General features: G+C 42.0%; 15 protein-coding genes. All 15 read right to left on the reverse strand.

Annotated elements, in window-relative coordinates; all coding sequences use genetic code 11:
- Positions 1–22: 22 nt before the first annotated feature.
- The 15 genes from M3226_RS16955 to M3226_RS17025 all read right to left on the reverse strand — a co-directional run bounded on the left by M3226_RS16955 (position 23) and on the right by M3226_RS17025 (position 18,571).
- Complete coding sequence (locus M3226_RS16955; protein WP_251567179.1) at positions 23–1,327, reverse strand: aromatic ring-hydroxylating oxygenase subunit alpha; 1,305 nt, start codon at positions 1,325–1,327, stop codon at positions 23–25.
- A 128-nt stretch (positions 1,328–1,455) separates the two neighbouring features.
- Entirely contained in the window at positions 1,456–2,241 is a 786-nt protein-coding gene (nadX, locus tag M3226_RS16960; RefSeq protein ID WP_251567181.1) for an aspartate dehydrogenase, read from the reverse strand.
- A gap of 15 nt (positions 2,242–2,256) precedes the next feature.
- Positions 2,257–3,702 carry an aldehyde dehydrogenase family protein gene (locus M3226_RS16965; RefSeq protein WP_251567195.1) on the reverse strand — a complete coding sequence of 482 codons (1,446 nt, stop codon included), beginning with the start codon at positions 3,700–3,702 and terminating at the stop codon, positions 2,257–2,259.
- A 12-nt stretch (positions 3,703–3,714) separates the two neighbouring features.
- A complete protein-coding gene (locus M3226_RS16970; protein WP_374110626.1) occupies positions 3,715–5,403 on the reverse strand; it encodes a thiamine pyrophosphate-binding protein in 1,689 nt (562 codons plus the stop codon).
- 25 nt (positions 5,404–5,428) lie between these two features.
- On the reverse strand, positions 5,429–6,220 hold the full coding sequence (locus tag M3226_RS16975) for an SDR family oxidoreductase (RefSeq protein ID WP_251567201.1): 792 nt from the start codon (positions 6,218–6,220) through the stop codon (positions 5,429–5,431).
- Positions 6,221–6,245: 25 nt separating this feature from the next.
- Positions 6,246–7,160, reverse strand: a complete 915-nt coding sequence (locus M3226_RS16980) for a VOC family protein (RefSeq protein ID WP_251567205.1) — start codon at positions 7,158–7,160, stop codon at positions 6,246–6,248.
- 141 nt (positions 7,161–7,301) lie between these two features.
- Complete coding sequence (locus M3226_RS16985) at positions 7,302–7,838, reverse strand: cupin domain-containing protein (RefSeq protein WP_251567208.1); 537 nt, start codon at positions 7,836–7,838, stop codon at positions 7,302–7,304.
- 159 nt (positions 7,839–7,997) lie between these two features.
- Positions 7,998–9,275: an MFS transporter gene (locus tag M3226_RS16990; protein WP_251567211.1), complete on the reverse strand. Its 1,278-nt coding sequence runs from the start codon at positions 9,273–9,275 to the stop codon at positions 7,998–8,000.
- Between the two features lie 274 nt (positions 9,276–9,549).
- Complete coding sequence (locus M3226_RS16995; RefSeq protein WP_251567214.1) at positions 9,550–10,341, reverse strand: IclR family transcriptional regulator; 792 nt, start codon at positions 10,339–10,341, stop codon at positions 9,550–9,552.
- 56 nt (positions 10,342–10,397) lie between these two features.
- The gene (locus M3226_RS17000; protein ID WP_251567217.1) at positions 10,398–11,228 is read right to left on the reverse strand and encodes an alpha/beta fold hydrolase; all 831 of its coding nucleotides are present in this window, start codon (positions 11,226–11,228) and stop codon (positions 10,398–10,400) included.
- 170 nt (positions 11,229–11,398) lie between these two features.
- Positions 11,399–12,040 (reverse strand): PspA/IM30 family protein, encoded by a 642-nt coding sequence (locus tag M3226_RS17005; protein WP_251567219.1) that lies wholly within the window; start codon positions 12,038–12,040, stop codon positions 11,399–11,401.
- A gap of 25 nt (positions 12,041–12,065) precedes the next feature.
- Positions 12,066–12,410 carry a lmo0954 family membrane protein gene (locus tag M3226_RS17010; RefSeq protein WP_251567221.1) on the reverse strand — a complete coding sequence of 115 codons (345 nt, stop codon included), beginning with the start codon at positions 12,408–12,410 and terminating at the stop codon, positions 12,066–12,068.
- Between the two features lie 934 nt (positions 12,411–13,344).
- Entirely contained in the window at positions 13,345–14,811 is a 1,467-nt protein-coding gene (locus tag M3226_RS17015; protein WP_251567223.1) for a C40 family peptidase, read from the reverse strand.
- 193 nt (positions 14,812–15,004) lie between these two features.
- A complete protein-coding gene (locus tag M3226_RS17020) occupies positions 15,005–15,196 on the reverse strand; it encodes a hypothetical protein (RefSeq protein WP_251567225.1) in 192 nt (63 codons plus the stop codon).
- Positions 15,197–15,487: 291 nt separating this feature from the next.
- Complete coding sequence (locus tag M3226_RS17025; protein WP_251567227.1) at positions 15,488–18,571, reverse strand: efflux RND transporter permease subunit; 3,084 nt, start codon at positions 18,569–18,571, stop codon at positions 15,488–15,490.
- Positions 18,572–18,621: the final 50 nt, after the last annotated feature.

Consider the following 18,621-nt stretch of genomic DNA (forward strand, 5'->3'; position numbering starts at 1 on the left):
ATCTACCCTGTATAAGAAAATATTAAGAAGTCATTAGATCGAGCCAGTAACGATAAAAGTTTCGTTGATTGGCCTCTGTGAATTTATCATCGAAAACAACACCCGGGCCAATAAAATCTTCCACAGGTTTCCGATGTAAGCCCATCGTATAGTTAAAGGTAAGCCCTTTCACTAAGGGCATGGTACCAGCGGCTGCAGCAGTAATATCCGTAAATACCTCGGTGTCATCCTGTTCAAAGATTCCTGAAGGACTGAACGTTAAAATAAACGACTCTCGAGAACGTCGTTTCCAATCATCTGAAGCGTTTTTCTCTACTAAAAACCAAGTAATGACCTCCATTTTATCCACATCAACCGGTCTCCAAAGGCGGACTGAGGTATTTGAGATCAACTGGCCTTTTACTTTCGTATGAGAAATTAAGAAAGATAGATTAGGAAAGATATTGCCAATCATATTTTTTAGATTAGATAATACGTCATACTGTTCTTCTGTTAAATTAGACTTATACTCGTCTTTAAGTTCTTCCGGAAAAGCAAAATCAGGATTCGGTGTTCCAAGATTTAGTCCATGCCCGTTTTTTGTATAGATTTGATAGCCTTTTTTCGAATAAGTCGCACTTGGGACCATTCCCAATTTAACAATGGAACCATGAGTAACCATGGTATGATAGGAGTCACCTACAAAATTATCCGCACCAATTTTCCAGTTTGATTGGATAATAAATCTTTGCGGCGGCCCGATGACTTCCATTTCCGCCCGGCCTGCTAAGATATCAAGATACCATTTAAAGTCACCTAAAAAATCTACTAAAGGCTCAGCTTCTTCATTCCACGTACCAAACATAAGACCTTTGTAAGATTCGATTCTGATTTTATGGAGCCCTAACCCAGATTTATCGAACCCCTCTCCATAAAGATCCTTTTGAAGCGGTACCCCGATACAATCCCCGGTATTTTTAAAATTAAAGCCATGATACGGACATGTAAACGATGATTTATTTCCTGCATCTGCCCGGCACAGTTTCATGCCACGATGGGTACACATATTATAAAGACCGCGGATTTCACCATCTGCACCTCTGGAAATAATGACGGAATAGCCTGCTAGGTCTCTTGTAATAAAATCATTTTTGTTGGGGATTTCTGAGTCATGGCCAATAAACAGCCAGGTTTTTAAAAATACTTTTTTGTGTTCGATGTCATAAACCTTTGGATCACCTAAAAGAAAAGCAGGAATTGCGCCACTTTCAGGCTGCACAGATTCTTTTAAATAGTCAATCATGTCTGTTTGCGACATTTCTTCAAGCTTGATGTTCGTTTTCATCATATGCCTATTCCCCCTTACTATTTAATGTTGTTTCCTATTTACAGGAGAATATTGTCTAAAAAGATTGGGTTTCCCCTGTTTTCTTTACTAGAATACTAGAATGACTTTCCATATCTTCATTCTACCATCTAACCCACCTTAACGACTGCATCTTTATTTTTCAATACAGACAATACACTTAAGGCTGCTAAGTAGCTTGTTTTAGGATTATTGGGCATCGGATCATTTTCTACTTGAAGAGATAATGCTCCGAAAGACCCTGCAGCCTCTATCAAGTGACTATTTTTTCTCACAGCTGGATCGGAAATTATTTTTACACCTGTCTTATCCGGTCCTAGCCCTGCCAAGGACAAAATAATCGATACATTTATATTTTTAGGGAATAATTCAATCGCTTCCTTTGCAGTTCCTTCGAACATCACTTGTTCTCTATCGGCAGGAGCGCCGGGCAGTGCCCGAGGTGGTTTCCTTGTAATAATGGAAACGGACTCAAGTTCACCAATAGATCTTGCCGCTTTCAATATATCCAGTCCACCAATTGCCCCTGCCGGTAAATAAATTTTCGAGCGGGCTTCTTGGCATATTCTTTCTAGTTGCTGATAAAAATGGCTATCAGCTAGAGCACCTACACTGCTTACGACTAAATCTTTTCCACTTTTTAAAATAGCAGCAGCGTAGTCTTTTACTACTTGAATATTCGCCGCCTCTATGACTAAATCAATCGCAGCAGATTCTATTAGTGATTGAATATCTAAATAGTTTTCTGTATCAAATTCCCTAGCAAGCTGTCCGGCACTTTGCTGGTTGCGGGTATAAAGGCCAACAATTTTTCCGTCTGGAAGAAGACCATCCATATTGATGCTTTGAAGAAGGAACTTTCCAATATTTCCTCCGCCAATCAACCCTATTCTCATCAGGCATCCCCCTTTTTAGTTGGCCAGACCATATGAATCTGCGAAATACTCAAGCCCACAATGTCTCGTTTCACGGGACAGTCCGCTTTCTTTTAATCCAGGGAAATCAAGGTGAAGGTCCTGGAAAACCGTGTGGTTATTATGAAATACGGCTCCAGCTTCCAAGCGGTCAGCTAATTTCATCGCAAGTGTTTCATCCTCTGTCCAAACAGACGCCCGTAAACCAAATTCGCTATCATTTGCAAGTCTTACGGCTTCATCAATATTTGAAAACGGCAATACTGGGATAACCGGACCAAATTGTTCTGTACGTACAATCTCACTTGTTTGGTCTACTCCAGTAATGATGGTTGGCATGATAAAATAGCCTTGATCCCATGATTCAGGATCGAGTTGAATTCCTCCAGTCCATACAGTTGCCCCTGATTCTGCTGCCCGTTTGATCAGACCGTTAACATAGTCATATTGGGATTTATTATTTAACGGACCCATTTCAACATCAGGCTGAATACCGTTTCCAACTCGAATTCGACTGAATTCCTTCTTTAATTTTTCAATGACTTCCTCATACCTCGATTCATGAACATAGATTCTTTTGATCGCTGAGCATACTTGCCCTGCCGCACGAAGGATTCCAAAACGTAAGCGTTTGATCGCTTCTTCATCCAATTTGGCATCAGCCAGAACAATTGCCGCATCATTTCCGCCCAGTTCCATGTACAGTTTCTTTACCGTACCGGCAGCTCGGCGCATGATTTCTTTACCGGTTTCCGTACTGCCAACGAACGCAATCGTACGAACCCTTGGGTCAGAGCAAAGAGCATCACCAATCACACCACCGGAACCTGTTACCACATTGATCACCCCATCCGGAAAATAGGAAGCTGCCACCTTTAAGAAAGTCATAATCGTTAATGGACAACTGGTCGCCGGCTTTACGACTACTGTGTTTCCTGCCAATACTGCGGGTATAACCCGCTTAAATGTAAGAATCAGTGGAGAATTCCAAGGAGAGATAATGGCTGCCACACCGCGCGGCCGCTTTCTGATTTGCACTTTTTGGCTGCCGGGTAAACTTTCAGGCTGCCACCATTCTAATAATTCTTCCGCCCCTTGTTTCATAATATCTACACACCTGAGTAAATCCTTCTTCGCCTCAACTAATACCTTACCATTCTCGCGGACTAGTAAAGTGACATTCTCTTCAACGATTGCTTTAATTTCCTCAGCTGCAAGCCTCATCCGGTTTGCCCTGTCATAAATATCACTTTGCGACCAGCCTTCATAAGCCTTAGCCGCAGTGAACACGGCTTGCTCTACTTCACTTTTTGAACATAAGGCCACTTCACCAACAACTTCACTCGTATTAGCCGGGTTGGTTACAGCTGCTGTTTGTTCTGCTTGAATCCACTTCCCGCCGATCAGATATTTGCCTGAAACAAATGGATACGTTGAAATCACTATCTTTCCTCCTTATAATTTTTTCGGTTTAAATGCATCTGCTGCTCCCGGAGGTCCTCCAAATGGTTTCGCCATTGGGCCGACAGCCTCCATGTCTACAACAATCATCGTTGGCTTTTTGTTTTCTACAGCTTTCTCAAGCTCTGTAACAAACTCCGTTGGGGAACTAATTCGTGAGGCATCAAATCCCATCGACTTTGCCAATAACACAAAGTCAGGGCTTAATAAATCCACGGCTACCTGACGTCCGTAAGCTGCACTTTGAATATTTCGGAGCACACCATAACCTGCATCATCAAACAACACAACAATCAAAGGCAGTTTTTCCTGCGCTGCGGTTGCCATTTCACCGACATTGACCATGAAACCTCCATCTCCTGCCATTAGTACGACAGTTCGATCTTTATCACTCATTTGCGCACCAATGGCTGTTGGCAGTCCTTGACCAATCCCGCCGCCCGACGCATGTATCGAGGTTCTTGGTTCATATATCTCAAACAGGCGGCTGCCCCACACATTTGCTTGAACGGTTACATCACGGACCAAAATCGTATTGAGAGGTAACACTTCTCTCATACCATCAAGGATTTGTTCATAGGGACCAAGTGTTGCTCGTAACTGAGCTCGCAGCTCTTCCCGTACAGACTGCACTTCATCCAGATAGGAAGGATCTGGAGTAATGGACTTATGGCATAATTCTTCGTTTAAAGCCTGTAAAATCTGTTTAGCATCCCCTACGAGTCCACAGGTAGCTTCATAGTTACGATTAATCGCCAGCCAGTCGGCATCGATGGCTATATGTTCTTTTGGAACAGGAACTTTCCAATTCGATGTTTCATTCCCTCTGAATCGAACACCGATACTGATCAATAAGTCAGCGGTTTGCAGCAGGTTTTTCGTTAATTCAGACGCGGCAAAATGGCCGATGCATTGTGGATGATTTTCAGGTATACTTCCTTTTCCAGATTGGCTTGTAATCACAGCTGCCCCAATCATTTCAGCTAATGCCTCGACTTCTCTGGATGCGCCGGAGGAAATCACTCCTCCTCCTGCCCAAATCACCGGCCTACGGGCATGACAGATTTTAGTTATTGCCTCTTCAGGCAAGGATGGAATAGTTTTATTAGTTGGAGCTGTTGTTATGATTTCTTCAATCGGATGATTTGGGATAATAGCAGATTGGAAATCAATGGGGATTTCAAGTGTTACTGGTCCTGCTGGATAAGCAAACGCGTCTTGTATGGCTTGTCTCACGACTGCTGCAGCTTGCTCTGGTCTTCTTAAGCGGGCTGCTTTTTTACACGAACCTTCCATCATGGACAGCTGGTCTTTGCATTCATGGATATACCCTCTGCCAGTTCCTAAGTATGGAGAAGCAACCTCACCGGTAAGATGAAGAACAGGAACTCCTGCTGCCCATGCCTCAATTAAGGAGCCTGCTGCATTTCCTGCTCCTGTCCCAGTGCTAGTAATTACAACTCCTAATTTACCTGTTGCTCTGGCATATCCATCTGCCATATTGACCGCTCCGCTCTCCCCGCGGGAACAGACTAAATGAATACTTCCTTCACGAAGAATAGCATCATAAATCGGCATATTATGGATACTAACAATTCCAAATGCTACTTCCACTCCAGCACGAACAAGTTCTTTCACAACTGCATCAGCAGTCGTAAATTCCTTTTGATTTTGTTCACTCATCATTCATTCCTGCCTTCTTCTAAAATTAAAGCGCTTTCCCTAACGCTCCAGCTGTTTCTATGGTTGATCCCGATACATAGCTTGCTTGGCTTGAGGCTAAAAACAAAATAACACTGGCTACTTCTTCTGCTTCCCCTACTCTGCCTAATGGGATATTTCTCTTTTTAGCTAAATCTGCATAATAATCTTCTGCTTTCATGTCGGGGGCATTTTTTAACCTGCGCCGCTCCCATTGATCCGTTCGAATCAAACCTAAGCTTACAGAGTTGACTAAAATATTCTCTGACGCAAGCTCTTGTGACAGCGTCTTACTTAAATTCAATAATCCCGCTCTTGTAGCAGCTGTAGCAATCATATGCCTTTCCGGCTCTTTTGCTAATGTGGCATTAATATTAATGATTCTGCCACCGCCCCGCTTGATAAAATAAGGATGAACCGCCTTGACTGCATAAATAATGGCAAAGTATTTTAACTTAATCTGCTGTTCCCATTGTTCGTCCGTTACATCAAAGAAGTAGCCCATCACACTTTGTCCGGCAGCATTCACAAGGATATCTATCCCGCCAAAGTTAGCAGCTGCTCCGTTTATAAAAGTGTTCACATCGTCCTTACTCGTTACGTCACATGTCGCTGCAAAAATGGAATCTACTGTTCCAAATTTCAGCAAATGATCGTATGCTTTTTCTTTTCTTTCCGGATCTCTTCCACAAACTGCTACTCTGGCACCTTCCAGAAGAAACATCTCAGCTGTTTTTAACCCAACGCCAGATGTGCCGCCCATAATAACAGCTACCTTATCTTTTAATCCTAAATCCATGGTACCACCCCTTTTCATCCAGACGCTAAACCAATTCTATTACATCCACCCAACCCGGATCTGGCTTTCCAGCCATCGCTGCCCGTGTTTCCGGTTTTGGAGGTCCAGCAATTCCCCATTGGTCCATTAGATGCGGAACCCGTTTCCAGACACGCGCTCTCCATTCTGACTCATCTTCAATCGTTTCTAGATAACAGGTATACTCCATCACAAACTTCCCTGGATCTTGAAAGTAACAAAAAACATTATTTCCAGGACCATGGCGTCCCGGGCCCCAAATCTCTTGATAACCTGCTTTTCTTACATTACTAATTCCCCTCATAACCTCATCCACTGTATCCACTTCATACGCGATATGATTAACAGAGGCGTGTTGATCCTGATTGAAGGCAATGGAGTGGTGTTTCCTGTTACAGCGAAGGAAGGACATTTGGTGCTCACTCCAGTCGGTCACCTTAAACCCTAAGACATTCGTATAGAAATCAGTAATCATATCAAGGTCTTTCGTATTCATCACGACATGGTTAAGTTTGACCGGATCCACATTTTTCTTTTGCCAAATAGTGGTATGCATTTCCACCCAGGCGGATAATTCGATACAGCGATTTTCAGGATCGACAAAACGCAAACCATAACCCTTACCCTCTTCCTCTAGATACCCGGGAGGTGAAACAATCTTCACGCCCTTTGAAGCAAGAATTTCGGCTGCCAGGTCGACGGCATTTTTATCCACCATTCCAAATGCAATATGGTGCAATCCACTTTTTTCACCGACATGTAGGCTTAGGATATGATTTTCTGGACCTGCCCCCCGAAAGTAAACTGATTGATCATCCTGCGAAACTTTATCTAAGCCCCAAATTTTTTCATAAAAATCAGCTTGTTCTTTTAGCACTGGGGTAATTAAGCTAATATGCCGTAAATGTGTAATTCCTAACATCTCGCCACCTCCACTTTTAATAAACTTTTAAATTCAGGCAGGGATGATCCCGTATTGAAGTAGGAGGACCATCCCTGTCAATGAACACTTTTTCAGGAATCAGGGAGTATGCTTAGTTGAAACATCTGCCTAATTTTAAAATTAGTTTCCTTTAATAATGGCTTCTCTTTCTTTTGCCCGCTGGATACGAAGTTCTTCTAAAGCACTGCCTTTTGGATAGGTTGGTAAATTCGGTTTCACTGCTCCTAACATAACCAGCATCAAAGCCTCTTCGTCACCATCGTTTCGAATACCACGATATACTCCTGGTGGGGAGCTAATACAATCTCTCTCATTTAGGACGATTTCATGGATTTCGTTTTCTCCCTCTTCCTGGATAAGCGCTGTCACACTTCCTTTGATAACAAAGAAAACTTCTTCCACATCGTCGTGTAAATGAAGCGGTCCCTCACATCCCGCTGGTAAAACCATCGTGCTTAATGTAAAGTGTTCAGCCGCAATGACATTGGAATCGTTATTAGCTGTTGCACCACGTCCAATGTATCTCATTTGCGCTCTACGATAAGCCGGGTTTATTTCTTCCTGAAACTTCAACACATTCCAATCAAGAGAGCGATCCTTTAACCTCGCAACATATTTGTTCTCAAACGCTTCTAATGAAAATTTTTCCTGGGACATTCATAACACTCCTTTAATGTTTTATATATAAAACATTGTTTTGTTTATAAACCAATAATAAATCCCAATATTATAATTGTCAATTAAAAATATTGAGAAAATTCATTTATTTACAACTGTGTTTTGTATACAAAACCAATACCCGTATTTATATGGTTGTTAGACAGTTACATGATTAGGCGGCAAATTCTCCATTTTAAGCTCCGATGCTTCTTTTTTCAATGTAAACAGATAAGCAGCGAAACCTAGCGCAGCAGCAATAATTAGCATAACGATAGAAGGTCCAAAGTCCCCGCCAGAAACATCAACCATCCATCCCATAATATAGCTTGAAAAACCGCCAAGGATATTGGTGAATCCCATCAACCCAGCAGCACGTCCCGCTGTTTCAGGAGTAGAGAATTTGACGATAAATAAATTACTGATATGGAAAACACCGCCTTGCGATCCCATCGCTAAGCCCATGCAAACCCCGGCCATTACTGGCTGTGGAGATAATATGGCAGCAGTTAAGAATGAAGCAGTTAAAAGAAATAATATAGTCGCTATTAAACCAGGGCGCTTCGTTTTATCCGCTAAAAATCCGCAAATTAATACAAAACCTAAAGCAAATAGCCAAGATAAAGAGGTGATTCCAGTCATTGCCTCTCTTGTAAAGCCCTTTGCTCCGACTAAATAAGTCGGGAGCCAAATGCTAATACCAAAAAACAAGAACGACGAAACTAACATTCCAAACCAAACAATCCAATAACGGAAGTCTTGAGTAAAGTTTAGTTTTTTAGTAGATTCTTTAGAATCTGATTGCCGAATATAGGCTAATTCATTTTTATCCAATCCTGGATGTTCTTCAGGGGTATCACGAGTAAGGAATATAAACATTGGAAGTACAATTAAAATATTAAACGCAGCTAAAGCGAAAAAGGCAGCCTGCCAATGGAAGGTAGCAATAACAAGCGTTAATATAACAGCTCCACATGCAGGTCCTAAATAGTTTCCTGCAAGCCAAGAAGATTGCGCCCGGCCAAGTTCACGCTGATGAAACCAGTTTGAAATGAACTTACCGCAAATGGGAATCATCATACCTTCACCCATCCCAAGAACAATTCGGCTAACAATAAACATTTCATAAGAGGTGGATAACCCGCCAACAACCATGGTCAGTGCCCATACGGAAAGACCTAAAATACCTGTCTTTCTAGCTCCAAGTTTGTCAATGATAAATCCCCAAAAGATATTAGACAATGCATAGGAAATGGTAAATACAAAGGTAATCATTCCAATCTTGGCATTCCTATCTGCTCCTGTTAATCCAAGATCACTTAAGAAGCCTTGATCGGTTTGAATAATAGAAATACCTAATTTATCAATTTGTCCAAAAAACCAAAAGAAGAATATAGGCATCGCAATATAGATCCATCGTTTGTTACCTTTCAGCATGAAAGAGCCCCCTTTTTAAATGAATACGCTTCCAAATTATTATTCATAGTATACTATAATTCAAAGGCTATAACTGACTTTAACTCCTCCTTTTTTGATTATTTGCAGCAGCCTTAGTGTTTTATATATAAAACACCGTTTACTACTAAGTCTATTTTAAAATTTTAAGAAAATTGTGTCAACATAAAATATAAGTTTTGTTTTATTATTTAAAATTCGTTTTATATACAAAACACATAACGCGTAATAAAAAGCTTGCATCTAGCTGCAAGCTTTAATTCATTTTAGTATGATAGCCCATAAAACCGGATAATATTTTAGAAACTTCAAGCACTTTTGGTAAAGCTACTTTTTCAATAAATTCACTATTAAACGTTTTTTCTGTTGCGACAATGTTAAGGGCTGCCATTACGTTACCGGTACGCTCGAATACAGGAGCTGCAACCGATTGAATTCCATGGTGAAACTCTCCCTTTGTAATCGCATATCCCTTTTGCCGAATTGCATCCAATTCCTGCTGAAATTCCATGTAATCTGTTTGCGTTCTTTCCGTATATGGTTTTAAATTAGAGCCAAACAAGATTTGATTTAATTGGTCCTGAGGTTGATAGGCAAGCTGTACTTTCCCATTTGCAATGGCATGCGCAGGCAGCCTTAGCCCAATATTCACATTTACCGCCGAAACACCTCTAACAGGCGCACTGCCAACATAAACGACTTCATGGCCATCCAATATCGATAAATGGCAGGAAGCCCCTGTTTCATCTCTTAATTTTTCTAAGTATGGCTGCGCAATTTCTGGGAGTTTCAATGTGCTTAAATACGCAAATCCTAATTCCAAAACCTTTGGAGTTAAACTATAGCGTTTCGTATGTTCATCCTGATGGAGGTATCCCAAAGTTTGGAGTGTATACAATAATCGAAATGGAACTGTCCGGCTCACATCTAGTTCTTTCGCGATTTCTACCAACGATAATGTTGGACGCTCCTCACTGAATAGCTTTAATATCTCCAATCCTCTTACTAAAGCATTGGCATTATAACGTTCCTTTTCATCTTTTACCATAACTATTTCACCATCTCATTATCTTTAATTTACTTATTCTACTATTTTCATGAAGTTTAATCAAAGAGGGCATTACAGTGTGCATCCTTACCCTTGTCTAAAGAGGTTAGAAAGTCTAGGACAATTGAATTAAATTGATTGGGATCCTCTTGATAACACAAATGACCTGTCAACGGGATCGTAACAAATGTTGAATTTTTAATGGCATCATGGAAAATCTGTGATTCAGATACCGGCGTGACTTTATCTAATTCTCCACAAATGACAAGGGTAGGTACAGAAATGCGAGGCAGGATCTCCATTTGATTCAAATGAAAAAGTGAATAGGCTACTGATCGGAAGCCCATCGGTCTTATTTGCGAATAGATTCTTTCTGCCTCTTTCTTTACATCAGGCGCCGGCTGCGGAGAAAGAAGCTCCGTTACACGCAGGGCAGCCAGTTCTTTTGGCTCTAATGTTTCAATGTTGGTTAATCGATTGTTTAATTTCTGTTCATTCGCTTCCTTGCTCAAGGCGGCTGCCCCTCTTGTCGCATCAGAAATGATTAAGGCATCTACCATGTGCGGAAAGCGATAACAAAAATCAAGTGCTATGGCCGAACCCATAGAATGACCCAGAATTGTAACAGATTCATATTGTAAGTTATCAATAAATCCTTTTAATACATCTGCAAATTGCTTGAATTCCTTTAACTCTACTGTTGGATCAGAACTTTTCCCATACCCAGGCGCATCCCAAGCTATAACCGTGTAATGCTCAGATAAGCCCTTTAATTGTTTTTTCCATGATTGAGAGTTGTTCCCCATTCCATGTAAAATAATTAATGGAGCTCCCTCGCCCTCGATTTTATAATGAATCTTTAAATCCTCTACTTGTAAATAAGGCATATACTCCCTCCATACAACCATGTTTTATTAGCAAAACGACGTTTCGTAATTAAATGATAAATCAAATTCAAGATAAGTCAACAGAATTTTCTGAAGTTACTAAAATTGACACAAAGGGTTAATAACTAAATAAGCAGTGGCCCTCCTTTTTAGGACCACTGCTATTTCTATTATTCTTTTGTTAGATTTAAGTTTTTTCCTTTCTCCAGCTGCGCAATTCGTTCGTCAATGGTACTGCTGAAGAAAGAACTCTTCACCTTCTGCTCTAGTCGGTCCATATAACCTTCAATCTCCTTGAATTTTGAGAAGGAAGGATTCGCGTAAGAATTCGGTTCTAATATCTGGTTCATTTCCAAGTTAGCGCGGGTTACATTTTCCCTGCCCATTAACTCCATCCGGCGAATCTGCATATCCTTCACTCTTCGCTTCATCTCTTCATATTTTCTTTCCAATTCATCAAGCTGCTCGGTCACTTGAGTGAGTGAAGCTTGCAGGCGCTGTGCCCGTTCTTCGTAATGGTGCTGCTCGGCTGCAGCAAATTGGTAAAGCTCTGTTTCCCCAGCGGATGAGGCAACCTCTGCTTGATGCTTTCTTTTTTCAGCCAATTTTATGGCTTCACTATATTCTCTTGTAAATTCATCTCTCAACTGAGTTTGACGACCCACCAACTTGCCGACCTTCTCAGTTTCCCGCTCGCATTCGCGCAGGTATTGGTTGAGCATGGCAATCGGGTTTTGATTTTCCTTTTTATTCAGGGCCTCATTTAAATCCGCTACAATGATGTCTTTGATTCTTGTTAATAAGTTTGTCATGTTATTTCTCTCCTTTTGATAAAAATTATTTCTTAAATTCATTCCATTGCTTTTCAAAGTTTACAAATGGGTCGTTATCATTGATTTTGGGTGCCTTTTTGGTTTCGTTCCATTCTTTATAAACTAGGTAAAGCACATAAGCAGCACCTACGCCGATAAGAGCTGGGATGTGGTGGATTGTGGAAGACAGTACGATCAAGCCAATAATGACTAGACCAATCTTCCAAGCAATGGAATCCGTTTTGAGAAACTGTCTAAAGATGAAGTAAAGCAACACGAGACTTATCAGTAATCCAACCATTGGGCCGATGGAGTGGAGCATTATAAGAGCAGCCAGCCCGCCTGCTAAACATAAACCAAATTTTTTCATTTTAATTCCTCCTTGGAATTGTTCAGGTATTTGTTTCTTTATCTTGATTTCATCTTACCTGTTTTCTTTCATTTCCATAATTGCGCTAGAGCTTGATTTTCATCTCAGACCTGAGACGTAGGTGAGATGAGACTAAGACACAAAAAAAGACCGCCACTGCAGCCTTACACTTAGTTCTGATTTACAAATAGCCAGTAGAAACCAAAACCGGCTTCCTTATCCCTCGGACGTTGGCTTTCGCATGGGCTTAGAGGGTTATAAACCCTCCTTATCCCTTGAAGGTTCGCCCTCGCGTGGGCTTCGGGGGTTATGATCACCTCTTATCCTTCGAAGAGTCACTTTTGCTTGGGCTTCAGGGGTTATGAACCTTCCTTATCCCTTGAAGATTCGCCTTCGCGTGGGCTTCGGGGGTTATGATCACCTCTTATCCTTCGAAGAGTCGTTTTGGCTGGGGCTTCAGGGGTTATGAACCTTCCTTATCCCTTGAAGGTTCGCCTTCGCGTGGGCTTCGGAGGTTATGATCACCTCTTATCCTTCGAAGAGTCACTTTTGCTGGGGCTTCAGGGGTTATGAACCCTCCTTATCCCTTGAAGGTTCGCCTTCGCGTGGGCTTCGGGGGTTATGATCACCTCTTATCCTTCGAAGAGTCACTTTTGCTGGGGCTTCAGGGGTTATGAACCTTCCTTATCCCTTGAAGATTCGCCTTCGCGTGGGCTTCGGGGGTTATGATCACCTCTTATCCTTCGAAGAGTCGTTTTGGCTGGGGCTTCAGGGGTTATGGACCTTCCTTATCCCTTGAAGGTTCGCCTTCGCGTGGGCTTCGGGGGTTATGATACCCTTTTAAAAAATTCCCTCTAAATGTGTTACTAAAACAAAAAGGAAGACAGCACTTTTTATACTGTCTTCCTAAAGGGTTTTTCCCGATATCTATATATTAATATGGAGATTTTGCACCAAGGTATCTAGTTTTCCAATATGATGATGTCATATCGGAAATGGTTACACCCGTCGATGCAGCACTGATGAATTTGTTGTTTCCTAAATAAATTCCAACATGGGACGGTCCCACTTTATAGGTTTCAAAAAAGACTAGGTCACCTACACGTGGCGAACTGACTGGTGTTGCAGCATCCCATTGTGTTGCTGCTGTTCGTGGTAAGGAGATCCCAACTTTATTGAATACATAAACTGTAAAGCCACTGCAATCGAATCCTGCTGGAGTATTTCCTGCCCATTTATATGGTGAACCGATATATTTCTTAGCCTCAGCGATAACTCCTTCAACAACTGAAGTAGATGCAGTCGCTGGTTTTTGGGCTGCTTCAGTAGAAGTTGCTGGCTTTTGATCTGCTGCTGAATTAGTCGTTGTTGTTGATTCTGATGTTGTTGGTGCTTTTTCGGTTGTTGCTGTTGATCCGGATGTTGCCGGTGCTGCCGGTGCTGCTGGTGCTGCTGGTGCTGCCGGTGCTGCCGGTGCCTCCGGTGTTGCCGGTGTTGCCGGTGTTGCTGCTGCTGCTGGTGTTGCTGGTGTTGCCGGTGTTGCTGCTGCTGCTGATGTCGCCGGTGCCGCTGGTGCTGCCGGTGCTGCCGGTGTCGCCGGTGTTGCCGGTGTTGCCGGTGTTGCTGGTGTTGCTGGTGTCGCCGGTGCTGCCGGTGTCGCCGGTGCTGCCGGTGTCGCCGGTGCTGCCGGTGCTGCTGGTGCCTTTTCCGGTGTCACTGTTGTTCCAGATGTTACTGGCGCTTCTTCAGTTGCTGCCGTATTTGAAGTGGTTGCAGTGCTTCCCGTGGAAGCTGTATTTGAAGATACCGAAGGACTCTTTGTTTCCACACTTGAAGCTGCCGCAGTACTTCCAGCTGTAACTGAATCTGACTTAGCCACAGTGCTAGTATTAGCCCCATTACTACTCACATTTAACGTCTGCCCAGCATAAATAGTGTCAGAGGTTAATTGATTCATTGATTTAAGCTGAGGAACCGTTACATTAAAACGCGCTCCTATCACTGAAAGCGAATCACCTTTTTGTACGGTATAAGTAGAATCACTTACACTCGTTTCTGCCACCTTCAATTGCTGCCCAGCACGAAGGAAACTTGATGTCATGCCATTCAAGCGTTTTAGTTCACTTACGGTCGTACCATTATCTCTTGCAATCGCCCAAAGAGTATCACCTTTTTTTACCGTATAAGTAAGTGATAGTTTTTGATTGACATAGATTGTATCACTTGATAGAGCATTCCACTCTTTTATTTGATTTATAGTCACATGATTTGATTGAGAAATTTTCCAAAGGCTGTCTCCTGGCTGAACTGTATAAGCAGGTTCCTGTGCACTTGCTGTAGCTCCAAAAGCAGTAAGTACGAGCCCGGCAGTTGCAGCGGCTGTTACTAAATTTTTCTTCACTTTTAATAATTCCTACCTTTCCTTTATTTACTTCAATAGACATATTAATGCAATTATCGACAAAAGAACATCCGACAAAAGTGGTAGTTTGCTAGAACAAATACTGAAAAGGTAGGACTTTTTTATAAAGAAAACGTTTTTATTAAAAATCAAAATAAAAACAGAAGTGCTGTGAACACTTCCCCTTATAACCTCAACCATTATCTAGTTCGATCCCAGACGAAAACATCTCCCCCAGATACTCGGCATGCGCCAAATACTGCTCCACAAATTCAGCTAAGGTGATCGGTATCCCGGTATCTTCTAACCAATAATCAAAACTAATCGCTATATTCTTTTTGATAATATCATTTTGGCTCCAGATTGGGGCAAGCGAATGATCCATACCTGCAAGGACCTCAGCAATCTCTTGGATGGTCGTTATTTACAACACCCTCTTTTTCAAAAAATGGAAACCCTTTTATTTAATGTATGTAACAAACAAAATTTAACTCACATTAAACAAACCTTAGGTACCTATTTTTAAAAAAGCTGATAAAAGGGTCAAAACCGCTGATAAAATCAAAAAAACGCCGATAAAAGTTCCGTAACCGCCGATATCTTCCCAAAAACCTCCGATAAACCGTCTCTAAGCTAAAAAAGCCCCACAAGACTCATCATCTTGCAGGGCCATTTCTTAGTTTTCTTGTTCTTCGCGCCGATTTTTCTTAAATAACTTCGATAATACCTCGTAAACAATCGGTACCACGAACAATGTTAACAATGTTGAACTTGTTAAACCGCCAATAACGGTAACTCCAAGTCCTTTCGAGATCAACCCTCCGCCGCCTGAGCCGAGCGCTAACGGAATTAACGCACCAACCGTGGCAATCGCCGTCATCAGGATTGGACGTAAACGGGTCGCCCCCGCTTCAAGTACCGCTTGACGCATCGTCAATCCATCACGTTCCATATGAATAATTCGGTCCACGAGTACAATTGCATTCGTGACGACGATCCCAATCAACATTAAGAGACCCATCATAACCGAAACCGAAATCGTCTCACCGGCAATTAATAGACCGACAAATGAACCGATTATCGCAAACGGTAACGAGAACAGAATCGCAAACGGTGCGACACCTTCACGGAAGGTTACCACAAGAATGAAGTAGACGATCGCAATCGCCGCTAGCATCGCAACACCAAGCTGTGTAAAGGTATCCGTCATGTCTGCCTGCACACCTGCAGTGCCGACTGTAACACCTTTTGGCAAGTCAAGTTTATCTACTTCTTTCTTGAGACTATCGGTTACCTTTTTAACATCCTTACCAAGGACAGTTCCAGAAACACTTGCATAGTACTCACCCTTGCTTCGTGCCAGTGTATTTAACGTAGTTCCTTTTTCCACTTTTACAAGCTGTGAAAGCGGCACAGTCTTACCCATCGCCGTTGGTACCTGGGTTTTTAACATTTCATCAATCGATGCCGGCTGTTTCGACTGCTCTTGCTGTACGATCACATCCAGGGATTCACCGTTTTTCTCGATCGTCGTTAACACATCTTGTGTCTTCGTCGGGTTCAACATCATCACAAGCTGACCTGTGGTTAACCCATATTGCATCAAATCATTTTGGGCTACTTTAAAGGTGTATTCGACATAAGGATCTTCTGCACTAGAAGTAACATCCTTAAGACCTTTATCCTTCCTCATCACCTTTTCAACCTTATCAACAGATTGGTAGAGTTTATCTAGATTATCACTGTAGAAGGTATAGCTGACCTCATTGGAACCAACAGTTGAGGCACCCATGTTTTGACTCTTCCACGTGCCTGATTGGTCAAGATTTTTCACATATTTCTCAATTTCATCCTTTACCTTAGGGAAATCCTTTATATCCGGATCAAAAATTAGATACATTAATCCCCCGCCGCCACTGCCGCCAAACATAGCAGTGGAGGTGTCCGCTTTATCGGTCACCGATAACTGAACGATATCGATATCATCACGTTTCATCATCTTATCTTCAACGTATTTCACGTTCTCTAGAGTCTCATCCTTTAACTCACCTGCTTTAGGTGTATAGGTTAAGTACATCATCTTTTCTTGTTCACTGCCCATGAAACTAAAGCCGATTAATGGCGTCAGCGCCAAACTGCCAGCCAATAACACCACCGCAATGATGGACGTAATGACTTTATGATTAAGCGCCTTTTCTAGCCCCCACTTATACCATTTCGCTAGCTCGCCAACTTCTTTATGTCTCTTACCTGTCTTTTCACTGTATAACTTTTTCTTAAATAACGTATGTGATAAGGCTGGAACCACTGTAATCGCCACCAGTAACGAAGCACCAAGTGCAAACGTCATCGTTAAGGCAAACGGTGCAAACAACTCACCAACCATGCCGCCTACAAAAATTAATGGTGCAAATACTGCAACGGTTACTAATGTTGATGAAAGGATTGGTTTAAACATTTCAATCGTCGCTTCACGCACAAGGGCGCGGCCATTTAATTTCTCTTCTTTTAAATGCAAGCGGCGATAAATATTTTCCACGACTACGATTGAGTCATCGATGACCCGGCCAATGGCTACCGTAATCGCTCCAAGTGTCATAATATTAAGGGTAATATCGAGCCAGTGAAGAATCAGTAACGCCATGAAAATGGACACTGGTATCGAGATAATCGACGTAATCGTTGATTTAAAGCTTCGTAAAAATAATAAGATAATCAATACAGCAATGAAACCGCCAAAGACCGCTTTTTCCACCATGGTCGAGATAGATTCTTGAATTGGTTTACCTTGGTCAAGCGTCACATCAATGTGAAGACCATCGATTTTCGCCTTTTGCTCTTTCACCAGGTCCTTCACACTGTTAACGACATCAACTGTGTTGGCACGCTGCTCTTTCACGATTTGAATCGCAATGGCTTCTTTCCCATTTGTACGGGAGACGGACTGAACTTTACCAACAGTTTGAATCGCAGCAATATCACTTAATTTCACAAATGGGGATGGATGTGTTTTAGTCGGTGTGACAGGAATGATCGTATTCTTTAATTCATCCGCTGTCATATATTTGCCGTCAATCGCAACAGCCTGTTCACCCTCTTTAAACTGATAAAGCCCTAAAGAAACCGCCATATTGCTCGCTTGAATCATTTGTTTCACTTTATCTTCCGTCAGACCAAATTCTTTCAATTTAGCTTGGTTATAGGTAAGGTCAACTTCATCAATATGCTGACCTGTAATAGTGGCAGACGCCACACCATCAATTTTTTCGATCTTTGGAAGAAGAACATCCTCCACTGTTGAAGTTAAATCTACAATATCTTCTTTTGAACTGCTCACACTGAGAGCCACAACCGGCATCATGTTCATACTGATGGCCGTAACCTTTGGTTCTTGTGCCCCATCTGGTAACTTCACGTCATCTAATGCTGATTTTAAGGTACGTTTTGCCTCATCCATGTCAATGCCGTATTCATATTCGACCTGAATACTTGACATGTTCGAGTATGAATTGGACTGTACCGATTTTACATGATCAAGACCTTCAGCTGCCTTCTCAATTGGCATCGATACATCTTCCATTACCTTTTCAGGAGTGGCCCCCGGATAGACGCCTGTCACCATTAAGTATGGAATCGATATATTCGGAATCGTCTCCATGTTCATGCGTGTCCCCGAATAGATCCCAGAAACCGTTATGATAATCGTCAACAGCCAGACGGCCAGTTTATTCCCAAGTACAAAATTCGCTATCCCTTTCACTGTTACACCTACCCTTGATTGACTTACATAGCTCAATTATTTATAATAAT

The organism is Neobacillus cucumis, from assembly GCF_023715505.1.

Excerpts from the sequence above, each read along its gene's own strand:
- M3226_RS16985 (WP_251567208.1), bottom strand. The coding sequence starts at position 7,838 with ATGTCCCAGGAAAAATTTTCATTAGAAGCGTTTGAGAACAAATATGTT.
- M3226_RS16975 (WP_251567201.1), bottom strand. The coding sequence starts at position 6,220 with ATGGATTTAGGATTAAAAGATAAGGTAGCTGTTATTATGGGCGGCACA.
- M3226_RS17000 (WP_251567217.1), bottom strand. The coding sequence starts at position 11,228 with ATGCCTTATTTACAAGTAGAGGATTTAAAGATTCATTATAAAATCGAG.
- M3226_RS17005 (WP_251567219.1), bottom strand. The coding sequence starts at position 12,040 with ATGACAAACTTATTAACAAGAATCAAAGACATCATTGTAGCGGATTTA.
- M3226_RS16955 (WP_251567179.1), bottom strand. The coding sequence starts at position 1,327 with ATGATGAAAACGAACATCAAGCTTGAAGAAATGTCGCAAACAGACATG.
- M3226_RS17020 (WP_251567225.1), bottom strand. The coding sequence starts at position 15,196 with ATGGATCATTCGCTTGCCCCAATCTGGAGCCAAAATGATATTATCAAA.
- M3226_RS17010 (WP_251567221.1), bottom strand. The coding sequence starts at position 12,410 with ATGAAAAAATTTGGTTTATGTTTAGCAGGCGGGCTGGCTGCTCTTATA.
- M3226_RS16990 (WP_251567211.1), bottom strand. The coding sequence starts at position 9,275 with ATGCTGAAAGGTAACAAACGATGGATCTATATTGCGATGCCTATATTC.
- M3226_RS16995 (WP_251567214.1), bottom strand. The coding sequence starts at position 10,341 with ATGGTAAAAGATGAAAAGGAACGTTATAATGCCAATGCTTTAGTAAGA.
- M3226_RS16970 (WP_374110626.1), bottom strand. The coding sequence starts at position 5,403 with ATGAGTGAACAAAATCAAAAGGAATTTACGACTGCTGATGCAGTTGTG.
- M3226_RS16980 (WP_251567205.1), bottom strand. The coding sequence starts at position 7,160 with ATGTTAGGAATTACACATTTACGGCATATTAGCTTAATTACCCCAGTG.
- nadX (WP_251567181.1), bottom strand. The coding sequence starts at position 2,241 with ATGAGAATAGGGTTGATTGGCGGAGGAAATATTGGAAAGTTCCTTCTT.